The sequence below is a fragment of the Bacillus sp. Leaf49 genome (genome assembly GCF_001426125.1).
GTDB lineage: Bacteria > Bacillota > Bacilli > Bacillales > Bacillaceae > Bacillus > Bacillus altitudinis.
Window position 1 is genome coordinate 197,886 of record NZ_LMRK01000021.1, and the last position, 26,538, is coordinate 224,423.

The 26,538-nt window shown below is 39.6% G+C and carries 28 protein-coding genes; 11 read left to right on the plus strand and 17 right to left on the minus strand.

Annotated elements, in window-relative coordinates; translation table 11 throughout:
• Positions 1 to 70: 70 nt before the first annotated feature.
• From ASG46_RS14130 to ggt, 5 genes are all read right to left on the minus strand, one after another.
• Complete coding sequence (locus tag ASG46_RS14130) at positions 71 to 802, minus strand: sulfate/molybdate ABC transporter ATP-binding protein (protein WP_017359151.1); 732 nt, start codon at positions 800 to 802, stop codon at positions 71 to 73.
• 15 nt (positions 803 to 817) lie between these two features.
• A complete protein-coding gene (gene cysW / locus ASG46_RS14135; RefSeq protein ID WP_056704886.1) occupies positions 818 to 1,687 on the minus strand; it encodes a sulfate ABC transporter permease subunit CysW in 870 nt (289 codons plus the stop codon).
• 5 nt (positions 1,688 to 1,692) lie between these two features.
• The gene (gene cysT / locus ASG46_RS14140; RefSeq protein WP_019743464.1) at positions 1,693 to 2,538 is read right to left on the minus strand and encodes a sulfate ABC transporter permease subunit CysT; all 846 of its coding nucleotides are present in this window, start codon (positions 2,536 to 2,538) and stop codon (positions 1,693 to 1,695) included.
• An 11-nt stretch (positions 2,539 to 2,549) separates the two neighbouring features.
• Complete coding sequence (locus ASG46_RS14145; RefSeq protein WP_412055251.1) at positions 2,550 to 3,581, minus strand: sulfate ABC transporter substrate-binding protein; 1,032 nt, start codon at positions 3,579 to 3,581, stop codon at positions 2,550 to 2,552.
• A gap of 258 nt (positions 3,582 to 3,839) precedes the next feature.
• Entirely contained in the window at positions 3,840 to 5,594 is a 1,755-nt protein-coding gene (ggt, locus tag ASG46_RS14150) for a gamma-glutamyltransferase (RefSeq protein WP_008346275.1), read from the minus strand.
• 227 nt (positions 5,595 to 5,821) lie between these two features.
• On the opposite strand from ggt, the gene ASG46_RS14155 reads away from it, so the two are divergent.
• The 6 genes from ASG46_RS14155 to ASG46_RS21475 all read left to right on the plus strand — a co-directional run bounded on the left by ASG46_RS14155 (position 5,822) and on the right by ASG46_RS21475 (position 9,608).
• Entirely contained in the window at positions 5,822 to 6,280 is a 459-nt protein-coding gene (locus ASG46_RS14155) for an ASCH domain-containing protein (RefSeq protein WP_025207200.1), read from the plus strand.
• Positions 6,281 to 6,486: 206 nt separating this feature from the next.
• Entirely contained in the window at positions 6,487 to 7,104 is a 618-nt protein-coding gene (locus ASG46_RS14160) for a DUF47 domain-containing protein (protein ID WP_017359157.1), read from the plus strand.
• Positions 7,105 to 7,119: 15 nt separating this feature from the next.
• Positions 7,120 to 8,118 carry an inorganic phosphate transporter gene (locus ASG46_RS14165; RefSeq protein ID WP_017359158.1) on the plus strand — a complete coding sequence of 333 codons (999 nt, stop codon included), beginning with the start codon at positions 7,120 to 7,122 and terminating at the stop codon, positions 8,116 to 8,118.
• 343 nt (positions 8,119 to 8,461) lie between these two features.
• A complete protein-coding gene (locus ASG46_RS14170; protein WP_056704888.1) occupies positions 8,462 to 9,232 on the plus strand; it encodes a type II toxin-antitoxin system SpoIISA family toxin in 771 nt (256 codons plus the stop codon).
• Positions 9,201 to 9,377, plus strand: a complete 177-nt coding sequence (locus tag ASG46_RS14175; protein ID WP_008346289.1) for a type II toxin-antitoxin system SpoIISB family antitoxin — start codon at positions 9,201 to 9,203, stop codon at positions 9,375 to 9,377. Before ASG46_RS14170 ends, ASG46_RS14175 begins: the two co-directional genes overlap by 32 nt.
• Positions 9,378 to 9,476: 99 nt before the next feature.
• Positions 9,477 to 9,608: a hypothetical protein gene (locus ASG46_RS21475; RefSeq protein ID WP_255201815.1), complete on the plus strand. Its 132-nt coding sequence runs from the start codon at positions 9,477 to 9,479 to the stop codon at positions 9,606 to 9,608.
• On the opposite strand, the gene ASG46_RS14180 is transcribed toward ASG46_RS21475, so the two are convergent.
• Positions 9,597 to 10,496, minus strand: a complete 900-nt coding sequence (locus ASG46_RS14180) for an N-acetylmuramoyl-L-alanine amidase (RefSeq protein ID WP_035700416.1) — start codon at positions 10,494 to 10,496, stop codon at positions 9,597 to 9,599. The genes ASG46_RS21475 and ASG46_RS14180 overlap by 12 nt on opposite strands.
• A gap of 311 nt (positions 10,497 to 10,807) precedes the next feature.
• Here ASG46_RS14180 and ASG46_RS14185 point away from each other — a divergent pair, with 311 nt between their 5' ends.
• A complete protein-coding gene (locus ASG46_RS14185) occupies positions 10,808 to 11,392 on the plus strand; it encodes an ImmA/IrrE family metallo-endopeptidase (protein ID WP_048001650.1) in 585 nt (194 codons plus the stop codon).
• Here ASG46_RS14185 and ASG46_RS14190 read toward each other — a convergent pair.
• Positions 11,383 to 12,006 carry a poly-gamma-glutamate hydrolase family protein gene (locus tag ASG46_RS14190; protein WP_056704890.1) on the minus strand — a complete coding sequence of 208 codons (624 nt, stop codon included), beginning with the start codon at positions 12,004 to 12,006 and terminating at the stop codon, positions 11,383 to 11,385. The genes ASG46_RS14185 and ASG46_RS14190 overlap by 10 nt on opposite strands.
• Before the next feature lie 244 nt (positions 12,007 to 12,250).
• Here ASG46_RS14190 and ASG46_RS14195 point away from each other — a divergent pair, with 244 nt between their 5' ends.
• Positions 12,251 to 12,622: a DUF5412 domain-containing protein gene (locus tag ASG46_RS14195; protein WP_017359605.1), complete on the plus strand. Its 372-nt coding sequence runs from the start codon at positions 12,251 to 12,253 to the stop codon at positions 12,620 to 12,622.
• A 39-nt stretch (positions 12,623 to 12,661) separates the two neighbouring features.
• Here the strand turns inward: ASG46_RS14195 and ASG46_RS14200 are convergent, their stop codons facing one another.
• Complete coding sequence (locus ASG46_RS14200) at positions 12,662 to 13,486, minus strand: methyl-accepting chemotaxis protein (protein ID WP_056704894.1); 825 nt, start codon at positions 13,484 to 13,486, stop codon at positions 12,662 to 12,664.
• A 221-nt stretch (positions 13,487 to 13,707) separates the two neighbouring features.
• Here ASG46_RS14200 and ASG46_RS14205 point away from each other — a divergent pair, with 221 nt between their 5' ends.
• A complete protein-coding gene (locus ASG46_RS14205; protein ID WP_056704896.1) occupies positions 13,708 to 15,177 on the plus strand; it encodes an NAD(P)/FAD-dependent oxidoreductase in 1,470 nt (489 codons plus the stop codon).
• A gap of 26 nt (positions 15,178 to 15,203) precedes the next feature.
• On the opposite strand, the gene hag (ASG46_RS14210) is transcribed toward ASG46_RS14205, so the two are convergent.
• The 5 genes from hag (ASG46_RS14210) to ASG46_RS14225 form a co-directional block, all read right to left on the minus strand.
• On the minus strand, positions 15,204 to 16,025 hold the full coding sequence (gene hag, locus ASG46_RS14210) for a flagellin Hag (RefSeq protein ID WP_008346306.1): 822 nt from the start codon (positions 16,023 to 16,025) through the stop codon (positions 15,204 to 15,206).
• 288 nt (positions 16,026 to 16,313) lie between these two features.
• Positions 16,314 to 17,061, minus strand: a 748-nt coding sequence (gene hag / locus ASG46_RS14215; protein ID WP_156376673.1) for a flagellin Hag, incomplete at its 5' end; no start/stop codon positions are given.
• A 17-nt stretch (positions 17,062 to 17,078) separates the two neighbouring features.
• Positions 17,079 to 17,294: a flagellin N-terminal helical domain-containing protein gene (locus tag ASG46_RS20650; protein WP_082515494.1), complete on the minus strand. Its 216-nt coding sequence runs from the start codon at positions 17,292 to 17,294 to the stop codon at positions 17,079 to 17,081.
• 225 nt (positions 17,295 to 17,519) lie between these two features.
• A complete protein-coding gene (locus ASG46_RS14220) occupies positions 17,520 to 19,001 on the minus strand; it encodes a Kelch repeat-containing protein (RefSeq protein WP_056704898.1) in 1,482 nt (493 codons plus the stop codon).
• 146 nt (positions 19,002 to 19,147) lie between these two features.
• Positions 19,148 to 19,762 (minus strand): TetR/AcrR family transcriptional regulator, encoded by a 615-nt coding sequence (locus ASG46_RS14225; RefSeq protein WP_056704900.1) that lies wholly within the window; start codon positions 19,760 to 19,762, stop codon positions 19,148 to 19,150.
• Positions 19,763 to 19,976: 214 nt separating this feature from the next.
• On the opposite strand from ASG46_RS14225, the gene ASG46_RS14230 reads away from it, so the two are divergent.
• Entirely contained in the window at positions 19,977 to 21,089 is a 1,113-nt protein-coding gene (locus ASG46_RS14230) for an NAD(P)-dependent alcohol dehydrogenase (RefSeq protein ID WP_056704901.1), read from the plus strand.
• Positions 21,090 to 21,167: 78 nt separating this feature from the next.
• Here the strand turns inward: ASG46_RS14230 and alr are convergent, their stop codons facing one another.
• Positions 21,168 to 22,349, minus strand: coding sequence for an alanine racemase (gene alr, locus ASG46_RS14235; RefSeq protein ID WP_056704903.1), 1,182 nt, complete (start codon positions 22,347 to 22,349; stop codon positions 21,168 to 21,170).
• 251 nt (positions 22,350 to 22,600) lie between these two features.
• On the opposite strand from alr, the gene ASG46_RS14240 reads away from it, so the two are divergent.
• Positions 22,601 to 22,864 (plus strand): hypothetical protein, encoded by a 264-nt coding sequence (locus ASG46_RS14240; RefSeq protein ID WP_024720168.1) that lies wholly within the window; start codon positions 22,601 to 22,603, stop codon positions 22,862 to 22,864.
• Positions 22,865 to 23,578: 714 nt separating this feature from the next.
• Here ASG46_RS14240 and ASG46_RS14245 read toward each other — a convergent pair.
• The 3 genes from ASG46_RS14245 to ASG46_RS14255 all read right to left on the minus strand — a co-directional run bounded on the left by ASG46_RS14245 (position 23,579) and on the right by ASG46_RS14255 (position 26,483).
• Positions 23,579 to 24,706: a response regulator aspartate phosphatase gene (locus ASG46_RS14245; RefSeq protein ID WP_056704906.1), complete on the minus strand. Its 1,128-nt coding sequence runs from the start codon at positions 24,704 to 24,706 to the stop codon at positions 23,579 to 23,581.
• A gap of 104 nt (positions 24,707 to 24,810) precedes the next feature.
• Complete coding sequence (locus ASG46_RS14250) at positions 24,811 to 25,248, minus strand: GNAT family N-acetyltransferase (protein ID WP_045035281.1); 438 nt, start codon at positions 25,246 to 25,248, stop codon at positions 24,811 to 24,813.
• A gap of 74 nt (positions 25,249 to 25,322) precedes the next feature.
• Positions 25,323 to 26,483, minus strand: coding sequence for an MFS transporter (locus ASG46_RS14255; RefSeq protein WP_056705039.1), 1,161 nt, complete (start codon positions 26,481 to 26,483; stop codon positions 25,323 to 25,325).
• Between the last annotated feature and the right edge of the window lie 55 nt (positions 26,484 to 26,538).

The window sequence follows — 26,538 nt, forward strand, 5'->3', positions numbered from 1 at the left end:
AGGAAAATTTTTATAAAAAAAGATGCAGCTTTTTGCCGCATCTCTTTCATTACATCACATCAACTTCTTGTTAAATATGGCTTCCTATATCTAAAAATTCAGCTACAAAAAGGTTGTCTGTCTGCTCTGTCATTTCTTTTTTTGTGCCGATTTTTTCGATTCTGCCCTCATTCATCACTACAACACGATCAGCGATATCAAACGCTTCTTCTTGATCATGCGTCACAAAGATTGTCGTCATTTGAAATTCTTGATGAACTTTTTTCAGCCAATGTCTTAATTCTTTTCTCACCTTTGAATCTAGTGCACCAAAAGGTTCATCTAAGAGAAGAGCTTTCGGTTTAACGGCTAGAGCACGTGCGAGTGCTACACGTTGCTTTTGTCCACCTGACAGCTGCTCTGGATAACGGTGTTCATACTGCGTTAATTGAACAACTTTCAGCAGCTCATGCACCCGCTCTTTGATGTCTTTTTTAGGCAGCCTTTCTCCTCTAGGTTTCATCTTCAATCCATAAGCCACATTATCAAATACCGTCATATTTCGAAAAAGCGCATATTGCTGAAAGACAAAACCAATTTGCCGTTTTCGCACTGGAATGTGAGTATAATCTTGTTCTCCAAATAAGATCTGCCCTGTATTCGCATCATCAAGCCCTGCAATAATTCTTAATAAAGTCGTCTTACCTGATCCAGATGGTCCTAGTAAGGATATTAATTCCCCATTTCCGATCGTCAAATCCACGTTTTGCAAAACCTTCGTCTGCCCAAATTGCTTTGATATTTGTTTCGCTGTAATCCCCAAGGCTGATCCCTCCATTTATTTTGAACGCTTGCCAAGCCTGTGATCTCTCTGCTGAATGATCTGCTTGATGATTAATGTAATGACCGCTACAAACGCCATGAGAGAGGCCACAGCAAAAGCCGCTTGGAATTGATACTCGTTGTATAGAATTTCTATATGAAGCGGCATCGTATTCGTCATTCCGCGTATATGACCAGATACAACCGACACTGCACCAAATTCACCAATTGCCCTAGCCCCTGCTAAAATGGCGCCGTAAAAAAGGGCCCATTTTATATTTGGAAGTGTCACAAGGAAAAAGGTCTTCCACCCACTGGCACCAAGCGTAAGCGATGCTTCTTCCTCATGAATGCCTTCATTTTGCATAAACGGAATTAACTCTCTCGCAACAAAAGGAAATGTCACAAAGATGGTCGCAAGAATCATCCCCGGTACAGAGTAAATCACTTTCCATCCATTTGCTAAAAGCCACGGTCCTAAAAATCCATTTGAACCAAATAAAAGTACAAATACAAGTCCTGCAATGACAGGTGACACCGCAAACGGAAGATCAATGACAGTCGTTAACAAACGTTTTCCCGGGAAATGAAATTTTGTGATGAGCCAAGCAGCACTGACCCCAAAAATCATTTGAAGCGGCAATGTGATCATCACAATGAAAACAGTCAATTTAATTGCCGCAAGCGTGTCTGGATGTGAGATGGCAAGAAGATAAGAACTCCATCCTTTCTCAAAAGCCTTTGAAAACACAGCAATCAACGGCATGAGTAAAAACAAAATCAAAAAAGCATACACCACACCAATCAACATACTCTTCACCGCTTTTGATTCCGTCACAGGACTCCTGTACTTGATGCGGTGCTCTTTAAGAAGCTCCCTTTCCAATCGTCTCACCTCACTTCCACTTGTTTTTTCCGCTCGACAAACCACTGCAATCCGTGAATCAATAACAAAATGACAAATGATAAGAGCAGCATGAAACAAGCAATGGCTGCGGCACCTTGATAATCATACTGCTCAAGCTTAGACATGATCATCAGTGGTGTAATCTCTGTTTTAAACGGAATATTTCCCGCTATAAACACAACGGAGCCATATTCACCGAGTGCTCTTGCAAATGCAAGAGAAAATCCAGTCATTACCGCTGGAAACAAGGCAGGCAGCAGTACATGAAAAAAGGTCTGTTTTCTTGTAGCACCAAGTATGGCTGCAGCCTCTTCCACTTCCTGCTCAAGCCCCTCAATGACCGGTTGAACCGTTCTTATGACAAATGGAATGCCAATAAAAATCAGTGCCAAAATAATCCCGAGCGGGGTGTAAGCCACCTTCACATGCAAAAATTGCCCAATCCACCCATTCGGAGAATAAAGAGTCGTCAAAGCGATGCCAGCCACTGCCGTTGGAAGAGCAAACGGCAAATCGATGAGGGCATCCAGGATGTTCTTTCCTGGAAACGAGTACCGCGTGAGAACCCATGCGATCAGTACACCGAAACCTGCATTGATGAGTGCAGCTGCAAAAGAAGTCGTAACCGTAAGCTGCAGCGACTTTAGCACCCGCGCATCACTAAAGACATTCCAAATTCCTTCTGCTCCTAATGAAGCCGTCCAAATAAATACCATAGATAAAGGAATCACGACAATCGCACTGACATAAACAAGTGTCACTCCGAGACTCAGCCCGAATCCAGGCAATACACGTTTTCTTTTATTGGCGGCAGCATAGCCTTTCTTCATCACGTCGCCCCCTATTTTTGTCCGCTATATATTTGATCAAATAATCCGCCATCATCAAAAAATCTTTTCTGCGCCTTTCGCCATCCGCCAAATGCCTGATCAATGGTCACCATATCAATTTCTTTAAATTGATCTTTATATTTGTTTAGCACTTCTTGATTTCTTGGTCGATAATAGTTTTTCGCCGCAATTTCCTGTCCTTTTTTAGAATACAAATAATCTAAATAAGCCTTTGCCACTTTCTCTGTTCCTTTTCGTTTCACATTTTGGTCGACAACGGCAACGGGCGGCTCTGCTAAAATACTAATGGAGGGACTGACAATCTCAAATTTGTCTTTGCCTAATTCATGCAGTGTTAAATAGGCTTCATTTTCCCAAGCAATTAACACGTCACCAAGACCGCGCTCGACAAAAGTTGTTGTGGCGCCACGAGCACCTGAATCGAGTACCTCAACATGCTCATATAACTTTTTCACAAAATCCTTCGTTTTTTCTTCATCCCCATGAAAGGTTTTATCGGCATATGCCCATGCGGCTAAATAATTCCATCTTGCACCGCCTGACGTTTTTGGATTTGGTGTGATGATAGATACACCTGGCTGAAGCAAGTCATCCCAGTCTTTAATATTTTTGGGGTTCCCTTTCTTCACAAGAAACACAATCGTAGACGTGTAAGGTGTGGACTGATTCGGAAATTCTTTTTGCCAATCCTTTGAAAGTAGCCCTCGATCTGCAATGGCATCAATGTCGTACCCAAGAGCAAGTGTAGCCACGTCTGCTTCGAGTCCATCAATAATCGATCTCCCCTGCTTACCTGACCCTCCATGAGACTGCTGTATTGTCACATCTTCACCGGTTTTTTCTTTCCAATAAGTCTGAAAGGCTTGATTGTATTCCTGATACAATTCACGGGTAGGATCGTATGACACATTCAACAGCTCAACCTTTCCCTTTTGATTTGAGGCTTCATTCGCATTTGAGCATGCAGCACTTGTGATGATGAAAAGTGTGATCGCAATAGACATCCATATCCATTTTTTCACGTTATCCGCTCCCTTTCACATTGAATAGTGACACCAACCTTGCCGTTTTCAGTTCTATACGCAAAAAAGGCCCTCAGCGATTGAAGTACAAAAAAGTCCTGTACGTCAATGCCAAGAGCCTTCGGTTGTCCGATCAGCTATGTATGATTGATGTTAGTCTATATATTATTCAAACTATTCACAGGTGTCAACTGTGTTTTTATTTTAATGAAAAAAAGAAACGCCTTCCTGATGAGGCGCTTCTTTTCCCGGGAAATGCTATTGATCTGCAGCTACCTTTAGATTGACACCAACAGCAGTTCCATTTCTCGTTGAATCAGCTACTCCAGTAAATGTCCCTGCTTTTCGATCAATCAGTAAAGCTTGCACATTCCCTATATCAATAGGTGAACTGCCAAACTGGTGACCCATATCATTTAACTTTGTTCTTACATCTAGAGGGACACCTACTTCATAACGATACGAAGTTAAGCTGTTTGTGTAGATTCTTGGCTCTTCTACCGCATCCTGAAGCTCCATGTCATATTCAAGTAAATTGAGAATCGTCTGTGAAACAGAAGCAATGATCGTCGTTCCACCAGGAGATCCAACAGTCATGACAGGCTCTCCATCTTTAAAAATGATCGTCGGGGTCATACTTGATAATGGACGTTTATTTGGCTGGACTTCATTTGCACCGCCAGGTCGTGCATCAAAATCAGTTAGTTCATTATTTAAGAAAAATCCATACTCTGGAACAAGAATCCCTGTACCAAATAATTGTTCAATGGTAGTGGTGAATGACACAACATTTCCCCACTGATCTGCAACAGTAAAATGGGTCGTCTCACCAATGGTTTTATCTTCTGGCTGAGGAACAATTGGGGATGGATTTTTTTCATCCTCATATGCCCAAGGATCTCCTTCTTTCGGGCTGCGATTCATTTGATCTAATTGAATGAGAGAGGCTCTTTCTGAAATGTAATCATCGTCTAATAGTCCTTTTAGTGGAACATCTACGAATTCGGGGTCGCCGGCATATGCGGCTCGGTCAGCATAGGAGAGGTGCATCGTTTCAGCAAGAAGCTGATATTTTTCGAATGATTTGGGGTCATACTGAGACAGGTTAAAATGGTCAAGTATTTTGAGAATTTGTAGCATAAACACCCCGCCTGAGCTTGGTGGTGGCATGCTTGCAAGCTGATATCCTTTATAGTCTCCCCAGATTGGCTTGTCAGTCTTGACTTCATAACGTTTGATATCTTTTGAAGTCATCGTCCCGCCAAAATCTTGAACTGTATTTGCAAGTGCCTTTGCTACTTTTCCTTCATAAAACGCTTTGCTTCCTTTTTTCGCAATAAGTTTAAATGTTTTTGCAAGACCTGGCTGGACAAGCAGATCTCCTTCTTCGAGCGGCTGATCATTTGGAAGAAAAATTGGCGCTGCGGCCGTTTTTTTCAATTTTGCTTGATGATCATCAATCGCTTTTGCCAAGACAGAATCAATTTCAAAACCATCTTCTGCAAGTTGAATGGAGGGCTCAATCAATTCCTTCATAGAACGAGTACCCCACTTATCTAATGCAGCTTCAAGACCTTTTACAGTCCCTGGAACACCTACCGCATTTCCATGTGTAGATCGCTCAGCAAACGGAATCACTTTTCCATCATCTGTTAAAAACATGTCAGGTGTTGCGCCCTGTGGTGCTCGCTCTCTGCTATTGATGATGGATGTTTCCTTTGTCTTCCCATCATAAACCATCATAAATCCGCCGCCGCCAATTCCAGACATCATTGGCTCTGTTACATTAAGTGCGTACTGAATGGCAACAGCAGCATCCACTGCGTTCCCACCTTTTTTCAATACGTCAGCACCAATCTCCGATGCAAGCGGATGTGCAGTAGCCACCATCCCATCTTTGCCAACAGCTACTTTATTCCCATGAGTTTCGTTTGCAGTGACTTGGCTGACCGGCAGGAAAAACGAGAAAACAAACAGACATATGGACAAAACAGTTAGAGAAATGCGTTTCATGAACAACACCCCTTCCATATTCTTACTTTGACCTTACCGACTTCTTGACCAGAATACAATAGATTATTCTAAAATTTCAAAATTTTTCATTCTATCATCCTATATCTGCCAAACAAAACGCATGTTTTCAAAACATATGACATGCACAGTTCGTAGTAATAAAGACATACGATTTCCAAGTAGGAAACTTCACGATATAATAAACTCATAACAAAGGGGGAAAAAGGATGAACCACAAAAGCACTTTATTTTGGGAATCTTATTGGGAAGAAAAATCAGAAAAAACTCCTGATCACGCCTCTGTTTCTGCTTGGGCATTTGGCGCAGATCCAGATCACTTGCTTGACCTTGTACAACAAGGAAAAAAAACAGCCACTTGTTCTGGATACCTTTTTTACGAAAAAGAACAAGAGCCTCTTCCAAAACCCGGTCAATATGCGGTCATTTTGGACAGCCAGGAGGAACCAAAAGCCATCATAGAGATCACACAAGTAGATATCATGCCAATGAATGAGGTTCCTGAATCATTTGCAAAAGCAGAAGGTGAAGGCGATCTTTCATATGACTATTGGTACAAAGAACATGAAGAATTTTTCACAGAAGCCCTTAAGCCGTACGGATTAACATTTAAGGAAGATATGCTTCTTGTTTGTGAGCGGTTTAAGCTTGTTTATTCAGCTTCTTAACTTTTAAGCGGTGCCAAAAATGGTCCGCTTTTTTGCTTTCTTTTCCCCTTTCTGAAAAAGGTGAGTTGAGATCACATCTTTAGGTCAGAATAAGATCAAATAGAAAAAGTGAAGAAATTTTCGACTACACCTGTTTTTTTTCGACAAAAGAATATATAATTATTTGATGTGTGCATTGTCTCATTTATACAATGGAGGGTTTTTACATGTTAAAAAGGAAAAAAGACAAGTTTTCCGTCTTGTTAACGGAAATTGCTAAAAATTTAGATGAAACTGCTGAGTATTTTGTTAGCTATAAAGTAACAAATCAAACCACTCTGAAAGAATTTTCTGACACATTGAAGGAATATGAGACAAAAGGTGATAATCATGTTCATACCATGATTAAAGAGCTGAATAAAGCCTTTATTACACCGATTGAACGTGAAGACATTCTTCAATTGACGAATAGCCTCGACGATGTTTTAGACGGCATTGAGCATTTTTCAGCAACTTTAGAAATTTATTCAATTACAAGCTCTGACGAACATATCGACAAATTCAGCCACTACATCAGAGAATGTGCGAAAGAAATTTTAACGACTATTGAATTACTGGCTGATAATCGCTTGAAAGATATTCATCCGCACGCAATCAAAATTAAAGAGATTGAGCATAATTGTGACAATCTTCACCGCAAATCACTAAAGAACTTGTTTGGAAAAGAAACAGATCCAATTAAGGTCATTCAATACAAAGAAATTTACGAAACACTTGAAGAAATCGCAGATTCCTGTCAAAGTGTTGCCAACAATCTAGAAACAATCATTATGAAGAATGCGTAACGGGGTTAGTTAAACATGGATACATTACTCATCCTTACCATACTTATTGTCATTTGTGCACTTGCTTTTGATTTCATTAACGGATTCCACGATACAGCAAATGCCATTGCTACTTCTGTTTCAACAAAGGCGTTAAAGCCTAGACATGCTATTATTATGGCAGCGTTTATGAACTTCTTAGGAGCAATGACATTTACAGGTGTGGCAAAGTCCATTACAAAAGACATCGCAGATCCTTTTACACTTCAAAACGGATCAGTCGTCATTTTGGCTGCTTTAATTGCAGCGATAACTTGGAACTTGCTTACTTGGTATTACGGGATTCCGAGTAGTTCTTCACACGCACTGATCGGATCAATTGCAGGAGCTGTTATTGCCTCTGCTGGTTTTGGCGCTTTAAACTATTCGGGATTCATTAAAATCATTCAAGCACTTTTGCTTTCACCTATCCTGGCTTTTGTTTTAGGATATATCGTGTATACCATTATCAAAATTATATTCCGAAATAACAATCTCGCAAAAACAAATAAACAATTCCGACGTGTTCAAATTTTAACGGCTGCACTGCAATCGTATACCCACGGAACAAACGATGCGCAAAAAGCGATGGGAATTATTACGATGGCTTTAATTGCAGGTAATTTGCATACAACAGACGACATTCCTTTCTGGGTACAATTCTCTTGTGCGCTTGCAATGGGACTAGGTACGTCTATTGGCGGCTGGAAGATTATTAAAACAGTCGGCGGTAAAATCATGAAGATTCGTCCAGTAAACGGAGTATCTGCAGACTTAACGGGTGCAGCTATTATCTTCGGTGCAACATTTATTCACTTACCGGTTAGTACCACTCACGTGATCTCATCTTCTATTCTAGGTGTAGGATCTGCACATAGAGTAAAAGGAGTCAACTGGGGTACGGCAAAACGTATGCTTGTCACTTGGGTGATCACATTACCGATTTCGGGAACTCTAGGGGCACTTATATACTTTGTGTTAAATGCGATTCTCTAATATCAAAGACCTGTCTAACAGGTCTTTTCAGATAGTTGACAAAGGGCTAAAATGAACTTTATTTTAGCCCTTTGTCTTCTTTTCAGTGTGATAGAAAACCTTTGCAGTCTAGGAAGGACGAGTACTGGCACGGAGCGAATTTGTCATTCGTGAGTACCAGCGCGCAGGACTGACAAAGAATGCGAGGGTTTGTCTACACGCTGAGACCTGTCTAACAGGTCTTTTTTTATTTGTTTGCATCCTCAAATGCTCTTTTCCTGCAAGCCATTTTTTCATGAAGCAGGGTTTCCAATCATATCCATAGAAATAAATAAGTATCCATCTGTCTATGGGAGAGAAGAACATGCTATTATTTTTTCAATTGACTGTTTGGTTATTGCTAGGTGCTCTTGCTGTATATGTATTTGCGGTATGGCGCTTTGAACAAAAAGTAAAAGAAAAGATGTTTGCGATTCGTAAAACGTGGTATTGGATTTATGTAGCGGGTGCTGTTGTGTACTGGACAAATGACCCTGCTTCAATCTTCACCGATTGGATGCACTACCTGATTATTGCTGTTTTTTTCGCATTAACTGATGCCTTTATTTTCCTCAGCTCCTATATTAAAAAACTCGGAAATCATGAACTTGAAACCGACACCCATCAACTCCTAGAACAAAATAACGACCTGCTTCATTCTTACCTCAATAAACTAAAAACGTACCAATACCTATTGAAAAACGAACCGATCCATGTATATTATGGAAGTATAGAAGCTTATATAGAGGGAATTGAACGACTGATTTATTCTTTTGCAGAAAAAATGAATATTCAAGCCGCTCTTTGTCCTTATGATACGCAGGAGCAAAAAGATGACTTGCTGCGGACACTTGACCAGAGAGCGCTCATTCAAGCAAAGCTTGACAGGCAGGAAGTGTATTACGATGATTTCGGCAAATTGGTTCTCATCCCGTTTTCAGTAGCGGATGCACACTTTGTGATTAAGCTGACCTCTGAGGATATTGTCACTGAATTCGACTATTTATTAATGACTTCACTTACAACGATTTATGACCTAATCTTGCCTGACGAAGAGGAAGGTGATGAAGATGGAACACGCACTTCAAGGGGATAATAACAATCGCAAGAAAAACCCATTTAAGATTTTAAAGAAAAAGCGCCATATTAGTATGGCTGATTACAAAGTAAGTCCCCATACGGAGCGTATTTTCAAAAAGAATGAACAGCTCCTAGATGAGTATAAAAATAAAAAAGCTTGATTACACTAAAGGACGCGGAACATCATCCGCGTCCTACTTCCGTTTTCACATCTACTTGCATACAATAAAACCAACTGCTGCAACGATTGAGGTGCCAATATGAAAAAGAAACTTAAACAATTGAGGTATGTTCAGTTTGCTGAATTTAAGCCATCCCCTTATATCTGCCGATTACACGAAAAAAGTGAAGCCGTCATTCAAGCGGCCAAAAAGAAAGACTCACTGATTTAATAGTTGAAGCAACTTCACTTTTGTTTTAGGACCGTATACTCCATCACTTGTTAGACCATTCATCAGTTGAAATCGCGCGACGGCATTGGCTGTTTTTTCCCCATAAACGCCATCAATGCCCTTATCTGCAGCTGTTTTGTCAGGATAAAAATACACAGCAGCAAGCGCTTTTTGGACGAGACGTACATGCTCCCCTTTTGTCAGAGGTGATGTCACCTTTAACACCCCATCCGGCAGTTCATAACTGAGCTTTTCTTCTGCATGATAAATCTTGAGAACTTGTCCAACTCGAATCATGTTCGGGTCACTAATCTGATTCCATGTCTGTAAATCACTCACTGTGACACCATGGGCTTTGGCAATACTCGTTAGCGTATCCCCGCTTTTCACCACATATGTGATCACCGTTTCCGGATCACCTGCAGTCTCAATTCCTCTTTTAAATTCATCCCATGTAGCTAGCAGCAGACGTGGACATGTTTTTCCTGACCAATGCTGATGCGTCACCACATTTGCTAATGGAATGCCATGTTCTTTTAAAAGCTTTTGAATAAGCCACTGGGCATGTTTGACAGCTTGTTGAAAGTTTCCATCTTCGTTTTCACAAATTTCAATGCCAATCGATTTTCGGTTGCCATCTCCATGTCCATCCCCAGCATGCCACCCATTTTCATTTAAAGGGAGATGCTGAAAAATTTCTCTGTCATCCACTGTGAAGTGCCAGCTTACCTCTGTTGTTGAGCGTTTGACATATGCCGCATGACTTTTTGCGTCAGCTCCCTTAGATGTATTGGCTGTGTTATGCACAGTTACATAAAGCGGCGTCATAGCATATCCTGGCCGATTTCCGTTTCCAACTGGAATAAAATCTTGATAAATTTGTACCATGTTTTGCACTCCTTTTTGCTGAATTGATGTTTGATCTTGCTCATCAATCGGTGGCAAACGTAAGACAAATTTGTTTGTTTTCGTCATAAGAATATGGTAAAATTTGAATTCAATCGCCGTTTTATCTTTGTAAAAAATAAAAAAATAGAATAAAAAACAGGAAAAACTTCCAATTTTCTTTGATTTTATGTTAAAATTGTTAAAAACAAGCCGATATAAAAAGTAAGCGATAGCTTTATTAGCCATTTAGTCCTATATGGACTTTTCTTTTACGGCAAAAATAGAACATACGTTTGTATGGAGGTTTTGACATGACTTATTTTTTAACCCATTTAGAAGAAGATATTAAACGGTTATACACTCAACTGCAAATAAGTGGTCCTGCTTATGTAGACATGCATAGGATCGCAGCTGAATTTCATGTATGGGTACACTACGAGGATACTGGCAGCATGATGATCAAACATCAAGGTCTTTACAGTATTATTTTAAACAGAGCCTTATCGTCAGAAGAACAGTGGCAGGATTTCGCCCACGAGCTTTGTCATGTGCTGAAGCATACAGGCAACCACTTTAACATGCACAAGCTCTTTCGAGAACTGCAAGAGTTTCAAGCAAAACAATTCATGTATCACTTTTGTGTTCCGACTTTTATGCTGCTGCAAATGACGCTCCCAAACCTTAGGCAGCAAGCCATTTTGCATATTGCTCAAACATTTCATGTCACTCGGGCTTTTGCTGAAAAACGGCTTGCTCTATTTGAACAGCGAAGAGTCGGCATTCAATTTCAAAAAGAATTTACTTCTTATTTAATGAGAGCCAGCAAGGTCGCAGAAAATGAAGCTACATATCAAACAAAAGCGTCAGCACACGTGACGTCAGAAGTTTATTCATAAAGACTTAACACTTGTTTCAGCGCATTTGTGTATTGATAAAATTGTTCGGTTTGTGTATCACGCCTACGGCTCCGCCTAAAGTCTTGAAAGAAAGCTCTTCTCTGAGCTTGGCTAATTTCAATTTGAACACTTTTTCCTGTGAGGCACTGATTATTAATATTTTGAGGATGTGTTCCAGCAAATTGATCCGATTCAGATAAAAGTAAGGCATGAAAGCCATTTTGTGTGAGACACTTCACTGTTTCAGCAGCTTTTTCCCTGTCGGTACCGCCAACTAAAGTTTGTAGGACGTCTGTTTCTCCATAGCCGTGCAGTGCAAACGTATAATGATGTGTATGCACTTGAGAAAGACAAATCGGCTCATCAAAACGTGTGCTCGTAATGTGAAGAACATGATTGCCTTTCACTTTAAGGCCCTCGAATAAATACATAGAATAATCGGTTGCTACTTCATGGATCAGCTCGCTCACGCCAGATTCAATTCCGCCCGCATGAGGTGACAGGACGACAAGCTGATCCCCTTTCCGCTGATGAAGAATTTGATAGTCGATCCCTTTTCTTTCATGAGCGGAAAGCTCTTCATAATTTTGATACGTATCTATGATTTGATTCATTCCATCTGCCCCATTTCTCTATATGAGCATAAGTCTACTGATCGCAAATTCTTTTGTAAAGTGTTTTCGAATGACCAGTGTGATCTGAATGCATCCTTAAATTTTCCTTATCTTTACGGGCTAACTGTTGAATGTTGAGAAAAAATGACCGATAATTGAAATGAATAGAACTTTTGGACTATATGAATCTTTTTGTCATCTCTCTCATATATTAGAATATTGCGATCTACACCTGGAGGAATTCATGTTTAAAAAGAAAACCACCATCATCCTTGCCATCTTATGTCTTAGCTTCGCCGGAATTATTTACTGGAAATGCTTCTCTCTTCAAGGCGTGTCTCACGGAACATTCATCCGCTCGATATCATCACCTGATGGAACCTATACCATTAACACATATCGACATAGCGGAGGAAAGCTAAAAGAGAATGCGGTCAGAGCAGAAATTGAAAACAAACTCACCCATCACAAGAAAACAATCTACTGGAAGTACCCTGATAAAGATCCTCTGATTAAATGGGAAAATGCACAGCTCGTTCAAATTGGACATGAGTTTTTAAATGTGGTCAAAGGTGAAACATACGATTATCGCTTTGATCAGAAAAACAGAAAATAACGAGCCAGCAAAAAAACGAACCCTTTTTGGATTCGTTTTTTACGTTAACATCGCCTTTTGCATAAATTCTTTCATTTCTTTACTAACCATCGTCAACCGGTCTACAATTTCACTAAACTCCATCACAAGTTGGGCTTGTTCTGAAGATGACCCTTTCATATGGCCCTTACTCTCAAGTAATGTATGTATATTAGAGGAAATCCCTTGCAATGAGCTTTCTATATTTTCCGTTGCACGTGAGGTTTCGCTTGAGAGCTTTTGAACCTCGCTCGCTACCACACTAAAACCCGCTCCCTCTTTTCCTGCCCTGGCCGCTTCAATTGAAGCATTCAATCCTAGCAAACTCGTTTGTTTAGAGATACCTTTGATCATTTTAGTAATATCTGAAGTTTTTTTCGAGCTTTCAAGTGTTTGCTGTGTTTGGAATGTCATTTCCTCACTTGTCGCAGAGAGCTCTTCTGAATGAGCCGCCACCACATGTACTTTTTCTTGAATACTTTGAATGATGTCGTTCAATGACTCCATATACGCCTCGAGTTCTATTTGATTTTTAAGCGGAAAACCTAAAGCGATTGCACCAATGACTTGATGATTTTCATCGAAAATCGGCAATCCCATTGCATTTAAAGGCGTCCCATACACCGATTCAGGTACGAATGTACTTGATGTTTCTCCTCTAAGCGCATTTTTCATATTCTGATCATCTGGTTTAATGGGATCTCCTGTCCGTATTTGAAAATCCACATCTTTTGATGGCAAATACAGCAAGAATTTTTCTCGATCAATGACACCCATCGTCACTTCATCTTTTAAAATCTTCATCATATAAGGTGCTGCGGTTACAATACTCTGTAGTATATCCATTCTCTCTACCCCCTTAATATATTTATCGGTCATTCCTCTTAAATTTGATCATTATTTTTTAAAAATAATGATCAAGATTGAAGTTTTTTTCATATTTACGAGTAAAAAGTATGCCAATTCCTTTCTATATTCAAAAAAACAAGAATTTGCTATACTTAGAAAATCAACATATGATGAAATGGTCATGTAACCATTTTATATATTCACTGGAGGCGCATGTTGTGACACAACCCATGAAGTATGAGCGGGCGATCGTCATCGGAGGCGGAATAACGGGAATGCTCGCTGCAAAGGTTTTATCAAGTTTTTACCTTGAAGTATTGATTATTGAAAAGGACGAATTGCCAGACTCTCCTGAGAATCGTCTTGGCACGCCTCAAGCTTTTCATCCACATAGAATGCTGCCACTAGGCAAACAAATAGTAGAACGTCTATTTCCTGGTTATACAAAAGAATTACTCGAAATGGGCGGGTACAACACATGGCATCAGACATCTCGATTTTTGACAAAAGATGGCGAGTTAGTACTCACGGATACTGAAGAAACAGCTGTCACACGACGCGCCGTACTAGAGTGGGTGCTGATGCAAAGAATGTTACGTGAGGAACGTGTTCAATTTTTAGAAAAACATGAAGCGATGGCTCTTCTTTTTGAAGAAGAAACGACTCAAGTGAGTGGATTACAGGTCAAAGATCGGAGGATAAAGCCTGGAATCATCAACAAAATAAGTGCGGACTTAGTCATTGATACGTCTGGAAGAATGTCTAAATTGCCAAAATGGCTGAAAAGCGCAGGGCGAACCTTGCCGCAGACAGATGAGCTAATCGTGTCTCTTGGCTATAGCACAAGATACTACCAAATACCACCTGAGGCACCGAATCTGGAACCAATGGTCATCGTTGGACAGCCAAATAAGAAAATTCCAACAGGACTGTTTGAACGAGTAGATCATGATTTAGTAGCGGTTCTTCTCTCAGCAGCTGGCGGCTCTCATTATCCAACAACGGACGCTGATCAGTTTGATGTAGAGACCGCTAGGCTGACCAATCCCTCGATAGCAGAAGCCATCACTCATTTAATTCCCTATACGAAACCAAAAGGATTTAGAGTTCCGGCTTGTGTCAGAAACCACTATGAACAAATGGAAGATTGGCCAAGCGGCTTATTGGTCATGGGTGATGCCTTATGCACATTAGATCCAATACATGGTCAGGGAATGACAAAAGCCGCTCTTGAGGCACAGACACTTGAGCGTATGCTCAAACAAGCACAAGATGATGAGCTTATTTCTTTTGAACGGCATACCTTACAACAAATGCAGCACGCCAATGAACTTGGCTGGTGGCTTTGTGCAATTGCGGATATGGCATGGGAAGGCGTCGAGTTAAAAGGAACCCCCATTCCCCATCTGACATTTGTACAAGAATTTTTAAATTATTATGTACAATATGCCGTTCAAACAAAACAAACTAAATACCTTGAGGCATATCATCGTATGCATTCATTCTTAATAGAACCGAGAAACATCATCAACCTAGAGCAGCTGCAAGACATGATCCAAGCTGACTTCACTGGTGATGTCAGCCACTGGTGGCAGAGGTGGGATCAAAAGAATGATGAATTAAATCGAGCTTTCTTCTACGAAGCTGTTCCTGACTTTCAATTACATCTGTTGCTAAAATCAACATAAAAAAGCCCCTCAACGGGGGCTTTTAATTAACGTAATAATTGAAGTACGTTTTGTGGCTGTTGGTTTGCTTGTGCAAGCATTGCTTGAGACGCTTGAGAAAGAATGTTGTTCTTTGTGAACTCACTCATTTCTTTCGCCATATCAACGTCACGAATACGAGACTCAGCAGCTGTTAAGTTTTCAGCAGAAGCACCAAGGTTGTTAATAGTGTGCTCTAGACGGTTTTGGACCGCACCAAGTGATGAACGTTGTTTAGATACAGCGCCGATTGCCGCATCAATTTTTTCAATTTCAGTATCGAAATTGAAGCCATCAACACTTACATCAATATCTTTAACTGTTAATGTTTCTGCATCCATTTTACCAATTTCAACAATAATATGTTGTTCCTTGTTCGCACCAATTTGGAATTGGAATCCGTCTGTAACATCTCCATTTAAAAGGTTCTTTCCGTTAAATGCTGTGCGGCTTGAGATACCATCAATCTCTTCAACAAGTGCTTTAATCTCATCTTGAATCGCCGTTAAATCCTCAGTCTGCTGTGTACCTACGTTACCCGCTTGAACTGTCAACTCACGCATACGTTGAAGAATCGCATGTGTTTCAGTTAATGCACCTTCAGCTGTTTGAATAAGGGAAATACCATCTTGTGCGTTTTTAGACGCCATTTCTAACCCCCGGATTTGTCCACGCATTTTTTCAGAAATCGCAAGACCTGCTGCGTCATCTCCTGCACGGTTGATACGAAGACCAGAAGAAAGCTTCTCCATGTTCTTTTGCCCTGCTCCATTATTTGCAGACAAACGGTTCAGTGTGTTAAGTGCTGCGATATTGTGGTTAATTCTCATATTAAATGACCTCCATGTGTTTGAACCAATTAGACATCCATGTCCAAAAGTTCTAAATTAGAATTTTTTTGTAAGCCTTACAATCCATTTATCGAACTTTAATGGAATATGTTTAACAAAAAAGGAATAAATAAGGAAAAAGTCTTATTCATTATGATTGTTTCGCTAGAGTATGCCAAATTTAAAGGTCATTTTTCATGATTTATCAGAGGGATTTAAGAATCATAATTAAGGAGAAAAAACGAAGAAAAAACAGCATTAAAAAAAGCCCCATCAAGGGGCCTTTCATTAACGTAGTAATTGAAGTACGTTTTGTGGCTGTTGGTTCGCTTGTGCAAGCATTGCTTGAGAAGCTTGAGAAAGAATGTTGTTCTTAGTGAACTCACTCATTTCTTTCGCCATGTCAACGTCACGGATACGAGACTCAGCAGCTGTTAAGTTTTCACCAGAAGCACCAAGGTTGTTGATTGTGTGCTCTAGACGGTTTTGGACTGCTCCAAGTTTAGAACGTTGTGCAGAAACAGCTGTAATTGCTTCATCAATTCCATCAAGTTGATTATCAAAAGATGTAGTAGCAAAATCAGTTACATCAATAGCACTAATTGCTACAGTAGTTCCTAAATCAGCGGATTTCATGCTGTCAATTGTGATTCCTAAAGACTGACCTTTGTTAGCACCGATTTGGAAAGTAAATGTTCCTCCAGTACCATCTAATAACTTTTTACCATTAAATTGAGTACGGTCACCAATTCCATCGATTTCTTCGATAAGCGCATCCATTTCCTCTTTAATAGCAGTTAAATCTTCAGTTTGTTGAGTACCTGTGTTACCTGCTTGAACAGTTAGTTCACGCATACGTTGAAGGATTGCATGAGTTTCAGTTAATGCACCTTCAGCTGTTTGGATAAGAGAGATACCGTCTTGTGCGTTTTTAGAAGCCATTTCTAATCCGCGGATTTGTCCACGCATTTTTTCAGAGATTGCAAGACCTGCTGCGTCATCTCCTGCACGGTTGATTTTAAGACCAGAAGAAAGTNTCGATTATGGCCAATTTTAATCAGCAAGGTCTTGTGCGTTTTTAGAAGCCATTTCTAATCCGCGGATTTGTCCACGCATTTTTTCAGAGATTGCAAGACCTGCTGCGTCATCTCCTGCACGGTTGATTTTAAGACCAGAAGAAAGTTTCTCCATGTTCTTTTGGCTCGCACCGTTGTTTGCAGACAAACGGTTTAATGTGTTAAGTGCTGCGATATTGTGGTTAATTCTCATTTCCTATTACCTCCATGTATGTGGGACCTGACAGACGTCCTTGTCTGAAAAAAGTCCTTTATTCTAGGGCTTATCAACCCTGACAATTCTATTATCGGACGTGGTTATGGGATGTTTAGCAGATTTTTAAAAAAATATCTTATTTTTTTATGATGTTCATCCTAATTTTAACAATAATACAAAATATAAAAAGCTGCTAATCTATTATCAGCAGCTTTCATTTTATCAATATTGCTTGATATCAAACATTAAAATATTTTGGTACACCACGTAATCCTTCTTACTTGTGAAAGGTCCTTTATTGTGTTCATCATTGATCTCATAAAAATTCATTCCGATTCCAAAGCTTCTTTCTTTATACCAATTAAGAAAATCGTTGATTTCTTTCATTGAGAGCAGGTAATCCTTTTGTAACCCATTGATCATGGTAATGGAAAGTATACCTTTCGCAGTTTCTTCTCCTGGCTTTGTTCCGTCTTGATCCTTTGGTTCTTCTGTTGTTCCATCACCTGGCTTTGTTCCGTCTTGATCCTTTGGTTCTTCTGTTGTTCCATCACCTGGCTTTGTCCCATCCTGATCTTTCGGCTCTTCGGTTGTACTATCACCTGGATTTGTCCCATCCTGATCTTTCGGCTCTTCGGTTGTACCATCATCTGGTTTTGTTTCCTCCTGATCCGTTGACACTTTTTGCAGATCTTTTAATGGAATAGAGATAACAGATTTAAAATTGTTTTTGACAGAATGACTACCAATTGATTCAGCATAGTCTCTTCCACCAATAACATATAATTGATCATCAGCAATAACTGCCACAGATCCAACTCTACCTTCAGGGATTTCATATAAAGAATCTTTAACTTGACTAGTTTTTGGATCAAATATTTGAACTTGTTTTAATAATTTGCTAGATCTATCTCCAATTTGCTGTCCACCAATGATAAATAGTTTATGATTATATGTCGCAAATGCAGCTTCATAGGCAAAAGAATTTAATTGAACATCCTTTAAGCGTTGCCACTTCCCTAGCGACCTATCATATTCTAAAATGTCTTTATCTTTCCCTCGGCTAACATTAGCCTCACCACCAGCAATATATATTTTCCCATTTATTTCTGAAATACTTCTACCTTGGTGATTCACTAATAGGGAACTATCTAAAGATTCCCACTCTCCACTTACCGTATCATAGGAATAAAAATTTTCTTTATAGGATGATAAAGAGGATACGATATAAATCTTTTCTCCAACTGTAACAGCTCGTAAGGCACCTGTTGTATAGGATGTATATATAAATTTATCAGGCATCTTAATCGGTTCTTCTGTCCATTGGTCAAGTTCTGTATCATAAACATCCATAGTTCTATGAACTGTTTTAGTCGTTTCATAGAGACCGCCAATGACATAGATTTTTTTATCTACTGTCGCATAAGCAGCACCTGTTCTTGACCTTGGCATAGCTGATTTTTCTGTCCACGAATCAGTTTTAGGATCATACATATATGTTGAATCATTGAACTTAGACTGCTGGCTAGCTCCACCGAATACATATATTTTTCCGTCAACTACACCTACACTTGCTCCGATACGTTCTTCCGGTAAGTCCGCTCGCTTCGTCCAACCATTTGTCTCAGCTGCATGAGCATTTAACGGATGAATTGTGACCATCATAAAAATGGCTAAAAACACTAAAAATAATCCTTTTTTCATCTTTTCTTTCCTCCATCTCTTAAATTCCCCTCCTTTTATCGACATATTTGTAATAAAATTTAATTTTTATCATTGTGCCCCATCGTAAATTCAGGATGCACTTATTTCTATTAATATCATTCAACATATATCAAATTTATCTGACATCACCTTTTCATAATCACTTCTTCGTCTTTCAACTGAATCATAAGTGAGGACTGAATATATAATAAATTGATAATGCGGCGTGCCATTTCTGAGGGAGATGCATTGTAGTCATTTCTGATCCATTCAATGATAAAACCAAAGATCCCGTATGAACGATACTGGACAAAATAACTGTCGTTGATTTCTGCATACTGATCACTCACAAATGACATTCTATTTTGGAAAATATATTGTATTTTCTTAAGCAATTGTTCTTGTATGTGGGGAATTCGGTCTTCCATCACTAATAAATCATAATAGTCGCGATTTTCGACGATATATTGAAATACATCGGTGCCCTCTGGTTTCATGCGAGTTAAATCCAACAGTGGATTTTCACGAGTCGGCTTACAAAATTCATATTCGAAATTGACCATTTCCCGGTGAATAACATCTGCTGCTAATTCATCTTTACTTTCATAATGCACATAAAATGTCGTCCGATTATAGTTTGCCTTTTCCACAATATCCTTCACTTTTACATGCGAATATCCTTTTTCTTTTACTAGTATTTTGAATGTTTGACGAAGTGTTTCTTTTGTTCGCTCAACACGGCGATCCTCTTTTTTGATCATGGGCCCCTCCTTTAGACACTTTTTAAAAAATGTTGATTAGAGATACATAAATTCATTTGTGTTGAAAACCTATACAAAAAAGATTTTTTGCTGATTGAAACGGAAAATCTTTCGTCCTACAATCAACTTAGTCATAAAGAAATGAATTTTTTGTGACATTTGATCTAATCTTTCTTCAGAATATCATACTATACAAAAAGTGAGGGCACATGATATGGAAATTCAAGCGATGGTCACAACAAATGAAAAAGATTTCGAGAAACAAATATTATTACTAGATGATCCAAAAGCAGATGAAGTGCTTGTCAAAATCGTTGCATCTGGCGTTTGTCATACGGATGCCACTGTATTAGATGGCACGCTCCCTGTCCCACGTCCTGCTTTATTAGGACATGAAGGCTCTGGCATTGTCGTAAAAGCAGGGTCTAATGTCACAACCGTTCAAGAAGGAGACCACGTTGTACTTGGTTTCGCTTATTGCGGTCATTGCCATAATTGTCTTGACGGGAACGCTGGTGGATGTGAAAACATGATTCCACTGAATTTTTCTGGTCGTAATAAACATAATGAAACGCCTATCCATACACATGATCATCAAGATGTATCACAATTTTTTGGTCAATCGTCATTTGGTACATATGCAACGGTTGATGAGAAAAATGTGGTGAAAGTAGACAAAGAAACTGATTTACGTTATTTAGGACCATTCGGTTGCGGCTTAATGACTGGGAGCGGTACTGTCTTAAATTCACTTGCTCCAGCACCAGGTACAAGCTTTGTTGTGTTCGGTACAGGTGCTGTTGGTTTAAGTGGGTTAATGGCAGCAAAAATCGCAGGCTGTGATCCGATTATTGCCGTTGATATCCATGATAGCCGCCTTGAGCTAGCAAAAGAATTAGGTGCAACACATGTCATCAACAGTAAACATGAGAACCCAGCTGAAAAAGTGAAGGAAATCACAGAAGGAAAAGGAGCACATTACTCATTTGAAACAACTGGAGTACCAGAAGTCACGCTAGCTGCCCTTCACTGCCTGCGTGTCAAAGGAACTTGTGCAACAGTAGCAGTAGGAAAACGCGATTTAACGTTTAATGTCACAAATGATCTCATGCTCAATGCGCTCACGTTAAAAGGTGTGATAGAAGGCGATGCCGTTCCTCAACTATTCATTCCTAAACTAGTCAAGTTCTTTAAAAATGGACAATTCCCAGTTGAGAAACTAGCAAAATTCTACGAATTAGAAGAGATTGAACAAGCTTTTGAAGATTCTAAAAATGGATCTACGATTAAACCCATTCTTATTTTAGATAAAGAGTATCGAGCTTAAGCCGAAATAAGACATGAAACTCAAAATCCCCCTTTCCATATAAAGGGGGATTTTTGGACTTTCATGCTGTCCTTACCTTCACACATACATCACCGGCGTCGATATTTTAATAATCTTCCCGCCTTGACGATAAAACCTTGGAACACGGCGGCTTAATGTTGCAATGACTTCATAGTTAATCGTATTGAGCATTTCAGCAATTTCATCAACAGAAATTTCTCCGCCCTTTTGACGGCCATAAATGACGACTTCCTCGCCTTGCTTTGCTTTCATCTCTCCTAAGCTGATCATCGTCATATCCATTGTGACTCGGCCCGCAATTGGCATTCGTTCTCCGCGGAAAAGCATAAACCCTCGATTGGATAAAGCACGTGAGTACCCATCTGCATAACCAATCGGTATGGTTGCAATGACTTCGTCAGGCTTTGCCACATAGGTTGCCCCATAGCTGACCGTTCTTGGCTTTGTCACCATTTTCTTCACGAACGCAATCCTTGCTTTTAAACTGAGAGCGGGCTCTAGCTGAACAGCGTCTAAGCTTTTAATGTATTGCGAGGGATACAATCCATAAAGTCCGATACCAAGCCGGATCATATCGGCGCTAAATTCAGGAAACGCAATCGAAGCAGCTGTATTGTTCATATGTACGGTCGGCAGTTTGATCCCTTCTTCTTTCAAAAACCGAAGAAAATCAATGAAGATGCTGTGCTGCAGCAACGTGAAATCAGGGTCAGGCTCATCCGCAGTGGAGAAATGCGTAAATATTCCATCCCACCTCAGGTTTTCACTCTTTTCAAGGGCTTCCACCACTCCTAACAGCTCTTCCTTCGTCCGTACACCTAGTCGTCCCATCCCCGTGTCAACATTGACATGAATCCCAAGCCGGCGCTGGCTTTCTTCTTCCGCTAAGATCTCATTTGCTTGAGCAATCCAGTCTTCTCGAAGGCCGGAGAGATCAATTCTCCAGGCTGCGGCCCTTTTCACACAATCGAGCGGTGTAAATCCAAGCACAAGAATAGGTGCTTCTATTTTTGCTCTTCGCAATACAATCCCTTCTTCTAAGCTAGCAACTGCGAGCTCCGTCGCACCGCTTTCCAGTGCCTGCCGTGCTACCTCCACTGAACCGTGTCCATAAGCATTCGCCTTCACGACAGCCATGATCTTACTTTTTCTTGGAATATGCGCTTGAATCGCTTCGATATTCCTTTTTATCGCATCAAGATTGACTTCAATCCAGACTTCCCTGCAAAGCTTTTGCATGTATTTCTCCTCCTAATCAATTTAATCATCCCTTTATCCATGTTCGCTTTTATGCGTAGTCTATCTTTATTCATTTTTAGGAAAAAACATTCAATCATGCCAAAAACAAATAATTCCTAAATATGTATATTTTTTGAATTTTTATTTACTTAGACATTTTTTGACATTTTTCTCCTACTAGACGTGCTATTCTTATAAGCATCTGTTAAACATTGGTTTAATAGAAAAATAAGGAAAAGGGAGATGTTTTAATGTTTAAGGGAAAAATGAAAAAAATAGTGGGAGCTACTCTCTTCACTGGTGCTTTAATGTTCTCTGCAATTCCTGCTGATGCCGCTTCGAATTTAATCCCTATTAGGGACAAGTATGATGGCTATCAATATCAATGGAATGGGTACAATAGCAGTGGAGTAGCAACCGTTACCGTTTTCTTTAGAGATTCGAATGGTAAGTCTTACTCTAATACTTATGAATGTGTCACTGTTATAAGCGGCACTTGTTATGTTTACGAATAATGTAAAAATGCAAAAAAATCTGCCCCCTTTATTAGGGCAGATTTTTTTACTTCACTTACTTAGAGGCCTCACATGAAATTGTGATTCCCCCTAGTAATCATTTTTCATGTGGTACACTTTTCTAGCTATTCTCATATTATTAACAACATTCAACATTGAATCGATATAAAGGTAAAAGAGAAATTTAAGATTGGCAATTCAAATTTTGAATGAGTTTATAGTGGAGTTTTGCGAATGAAAAATGAGACTTGAGAACTTTTGAATCTTTGTTGTTCTAGTATTGGCTTATACTGCCTGCCTTCCAATCAGAATGTTAGATTCATGAATGCTTTGCTAACTATTGATTTTGATTAAAATCTTTAGCGATAAGAAAGGTGACAATCAAATAGAAGATTGTGCCGAAAAACATACCATTTAACAGGCTAATCATAAAGGTTAAAGCAAAGAATATAATGAAAATCCTTCGAAATCATTTGGATTTTAACATTGTCATTTTACTTCCTCCTCAGTATATTTTATGTGAAAAATATACTTTATCCATTGCATAAATTCCATTTTAAAGTAAAAAGCCCTTTAAGGGCCTTTTACTAAGCAGAATAACCGATACTTGCTGTATGACCTCTCCTAGCTTCATCATGACTTGCTGTAACTTCAGATGTGAAATAACTCACAACACTTATCACACTCATCACCACGAATACAATGGATACAGTTTTAAATTTCATATAGACAGTCACCCCGCTTTACTTGAACTTGGAAATAAAGAATTTTTTCATAAAACAGCATTGCCTTGTCTTTATCTCCCAATTCATTATAATATTTTGCGGCATCTTTTGCTAAGTCTTCAAGGTCAGGATACATGGACTTCATCTCTAACCATTCTGAAATTTGTTCTAGTTGTTCAAAATTGTTGTCAACGTATAGTGATTTTAAAAACGTAAAGATACGTAACAGCACATGATCTTTCAGTTTTTCAGATAGTTCTATTCCGCTATGCAAAGCATACGTACCTAAATCCTGTTCGTTCTTTTTAAAATAGGCTTTTGACAACATCACGAGAGGGTCTAAAATCCGATTTAAATGCTCGTAGCCCCGCTCTTTAAATGCTCGAATCGAGTCATTAAAGTGAATAATTGCTTGTGCTAGGTCACCATGATGAAAATAGCTCAACCCTAAATTATAGAGCGCTGACCCTTCTAATCTTTTTGTTGAGTGATTGGCAACTTGTTCTAGTGCGCGTTCAAAATGTGGAATGGCTTTTTCGGGACAACCCATATCGATATAGTTTAAGCCAATGACAAAAGAACATTGAAGTTCTCTGTATGTATCTTTTTCTCGGTAACATTCTATCGCCTGTGCGATATGGTGCATGGACATGTGGGTTTGTTTCATGTGGTAATAGATTTCAGCCATTTTGTAATTGAACTCGGCACGTTCAATATCGTCACTTACAAGGGTTAACTTTTTTTCTGCCCGCTTATAGAAGGTAATCGCATTTAAGTATTCGTATTTCTCAAATTCATACATGCCGTAGAAAAAATTGAAGTAATATTCTAGCAATCCTGTTAATTTCTCTTGATCTTTTTTTATCTTCACTGCAAGTTCCCTGAAGTTCGCTCGTTCTTTCCCATTTTCTAAAGGATCCAAGTAATCTAGCATTAATTTATGTCTGAACTCCATGAGTGAGAAATATAATAATAGATCCTGATTTTCTTCCATATCATCAAGCATCGATTTGATTTCTTCTTTATACGCCTCGGCATCAGGAACATTAAATCTTTGAATATGATAATACCATTCATTGATTTTCAAGCCGACGTGAGAAGAAAGTACTTTTTTCATCCACCCCTACTCCTCCCTCTATTTTCCCTATAACGACATATATTATCATTTTATAAATCTTTCGACACCGAAAATAAACCGCAAAAAAGCCCCTTGTAAAGGAGCTAAAACATAAATGATCTTTCTTCATAAACAAGAACCCAGTATTCCGCCCCCGGTTCTCCTTCTTCTACCACTGCCTTCCAACCCCTTTTGTGATAGAAAGATAAAGCCTTGTGATTTTCGGAGACGCATTTGAGGGTGACCGGTGTTCCTAGAACTTCTATAGCATGTTGAAGCAATAGATCTCCAGCCCCTTGACCAGCCGCATTTGGATGGACAAACAAGAGATGAATAAAACGATCTGGTACATAGAGAGAAATGAAACCAAGGATTTTACTGTTCTTCTCGACTAAAAAAATTTGTTCCTCCCGGGTATCCTGATCAAAATCATGCAGATTTATTTCTTCCGTATGGAGCCAGTGAAAACTTTGCCGGCGGGATTCGAAATAAATGTCTCTTAATTGTGGATAGTCGATCGTTTTTGCTTCTCGTATAAGCATGTGAATCCCTCCAATTTCCAATTAAATAGGGCAGCCTCTAGACATAATGACCGAAATGCTTCCAGCGAGTAAAATTATGAGCTGGATCCTTCTTCACGTTTTCCCCCTAACTTCATAGATAACTGAACACCAATCATCAGCACCACGATGGCGAGCATTGCGACAATAGCAGCTTGAAAATGTCCGCTGATATCGAAAATCAAACCGATTAAAAATGGACCAAATCCTCCCATGATGTACCCGCCCATCTGTGACATCGCTGACCATGTACCGGCTTCTTCTGGCGTACGCGTTTCAATAATAGGCAGCATAAGCGCTAAAGGAAATAATCCACCTGCTCCAATCCCCAGAAAAATAACAGCTGGCAGGATCGGCATTGGCAGTAGAAGGAATATGAGGCCAATCAGCTCTGACAAACTGCATAAGATCAGAAATAATTTCGGCTTTCCTAGACGATTGACGATGTTTGGAACGAGTAATGCCACCGGAATCTGAATGAGCGTAAATATCGTAAGCAGCATGGCGGCATACTGCGGACTATTCCCAAAATCAAGCGCAATGGGTGAAATCCACGCTGTTAACGAATAGAACATGCTAGACATAAAGCCAAAGAACAAAGTAAATTGAATGGCTTTTTTGTTTCGCAGCGGTAATCTCAGCGGCACATCTGCATGATCCGCTTGTTGGTTTTGACGAGCTAGACCGAGCCATAAAATCAGTGCAAAAACGCCTAAAATCGCCCAGCAGGATAACGCAAGTGGAAGGTTATGCTCACTGCGAAGGTAAATCGGAATGGTCAAGCCCGAAGCAAGTGCAGCTCCAACTGTCATCGATATAGAGTACACACTGACAATCCCAGGACTTTTCGGGAAATACTTTTTAATAAAACTAGACAACAATGGTCCGGCAAAACTAATTCCAACTCCTCCTGCAAAAGCAGTCGTAAGAAGGATGGTAACCGTTTGACTTGTACCACGCAGTCCAGTCGCAATTGTGATAAGAAAAATTGAGAAAAAAAGGGTTCTCTCTAATCCAAACCGGCGGCTTAGTTTCGTTGCTACAGGGGCAAACACTCCCATGCACAAGACCGGCAAAGTGGTTAAAAGACTTGCCGTGAGTGCACTAACGCCAAGGTCTGATTGAATCATGCTCATCATAGAAGCCACGGATGTAATGATTGGGCGCAAGTTTAAGGCAGCTAAAAATAAAGCAGCTAAATAAAATATTTTTTTTATCAATACTCTTCTTCCTCTCTCATCTTGTTGAGGTTACTATGAGTATAAATCCGCT

Bases quoted from the DNA above. Each gene is read 5' to 3' on its own strand.
- alr (WP_056704903.1), bottom strand. From the start codon at position 22,349: ATGCAAAAGCTTTGCAGGGAAGTCTGGATTGAAGTCAATCTTGATGCG.
- ASG46_RS14180 (WP_035700416.1), bottom strand. From the start codon at position 10,496: ATGGTACAAATTTATCAAGATTTTATTCCAGTTGGAAACGGAAATCGG.
- ASG46_RS14165 (WP_017359158.1), top strand. From the start codon at position 7,120: ATGGATACATTACTCATCCTTACCATACTTATTGTCATTTGTGCACTT.
- ASG46_RS14230 (WP_056704901.1), top strand. From the start codon at position 19,977: ATGGAAATTCAAGCGATGGTCACAACAAATGAAAAAGATTTCGAGAAA.
- ASG46_RS14155 (WP_025207200.1), top strand. From the start codon at position 5,822: ATGAACCACAAAAGCACTTTATTTTGGGAATCTTATTGGGAAGAAAAA.
- ASG46_RS14195 (WP_017359605.1), top strand. From the start codon at position 12,251: ATGTTTAAAAAGAAAACCACCATCATCCTTGCCATCTTATGTCTTAGC.
- ASG46_RS14200 (WP_056704894.1), bottom strand. From the start codon at position 13,486: ATGGATATACTACAGAGTATTGTAACCGCAGCACCTTATATGATGAAG.
- ggt (WP_008346275.1), bottom strand. From the start codon at position 5,594: ATGAAACGCATTTCTCTAACTGTTTTGTCCATATGTCTGTTTGTTTTC.
- ASG46_RS14240 (WP_024720168.1), top strand. From the start codon at position 22,601: ATGTTTAAGGGAAAAATGAAAAAAATAGTGGGAGCTACTCTCTTCACT.
- ASG46_RS14175 (WP_008346289.1), top strand. From the start codon at position 9,201: ATGAAGATGGAACACGCACTTCAAGGGGATAATAACAATCGCAAGAAA.
- ASG46_RS14190 (WP_056704890.1), bottom strand. From the start codon at position 12,006: ATGAATCAAATCATAGATACGTATCAAAATTATGAAGAGCTTTCCGCT.
- ASG46_RS14245 (WP_056704906.1), bottom strand. From the start codon at position 24,706: ATGAAAAAAGTACTTTCTTCTCACGTCGGCTTGAAAATCAATGAATGG.
- ASG46_RS14225 (WP_056704900.1), bottom strand. From the start codon at position 19,762: ATGATCAAAAAAGAGGATCGCCGTGTTGAGCGAACAAAAGAAACACTT.
- ASG46_RS21475 (WP_255201815.1), top strand. From the start codon at position 9,477: ATGAAAAAGAAACTTAAACAATTGAGGTATGTTCAGTTTGCTGAATTT.
- ASG46_RS14185 (WP_048001650.1), top strand. From the start codon at position 10,808: ATGACTTATTTTTTAACCCATTTAGAAGAAGATATTAAACGGTTATAC.
- cysT (WP_019743464.1), bottom strand. From the start codon at position 2,538: ATGAAGAAAGGCTATGCTGCCGCCAATAAAAGAAAACGTGTATTGCCT.
- ASG46_RS14170 (WP_056704888.1), top strand. From the start codon at position 8,462: ATGCTATTATTTTTTCAATTGACTGTTTGGTTATTGCTAGGTGCTCTT.
- ASG46_RS20650 (WP_082515494.1), bottom strand. From the start codon at position 17,294: ATGAGAATTAACCACAATATCGCAGCACTTAACACATTAAACCGTTTG.
- hag (WP_008346306.1), bottom strand. From the start codon at position 16,025: ATGAGAATTAACCACAATATCGCAGCACTTAACACACTGAACCGTTTG.
- ASG46_RS14220 (WP_056704898.1), bottom strand. From the start codon at position 19,001: ATGAAAAAAGGATTATTTTTAGTGTTTTTAGCCATTTTTATGATGGTC.
- ASG46_RS14250 (WP_045035281.1), bottom strand. From the start codon at position 25,248: ATGCTTATACGAGAAGCAAAAACGATCGACTATCCACAATTAAGAGAC.
- ASG46_RS14160 (WP_017359157.1), top strand. From the start codon at position 6,487: ATGTTAAAAAGGAAAAAAGACAAGTTTTCCGTCTTGTTAACGGAAATT.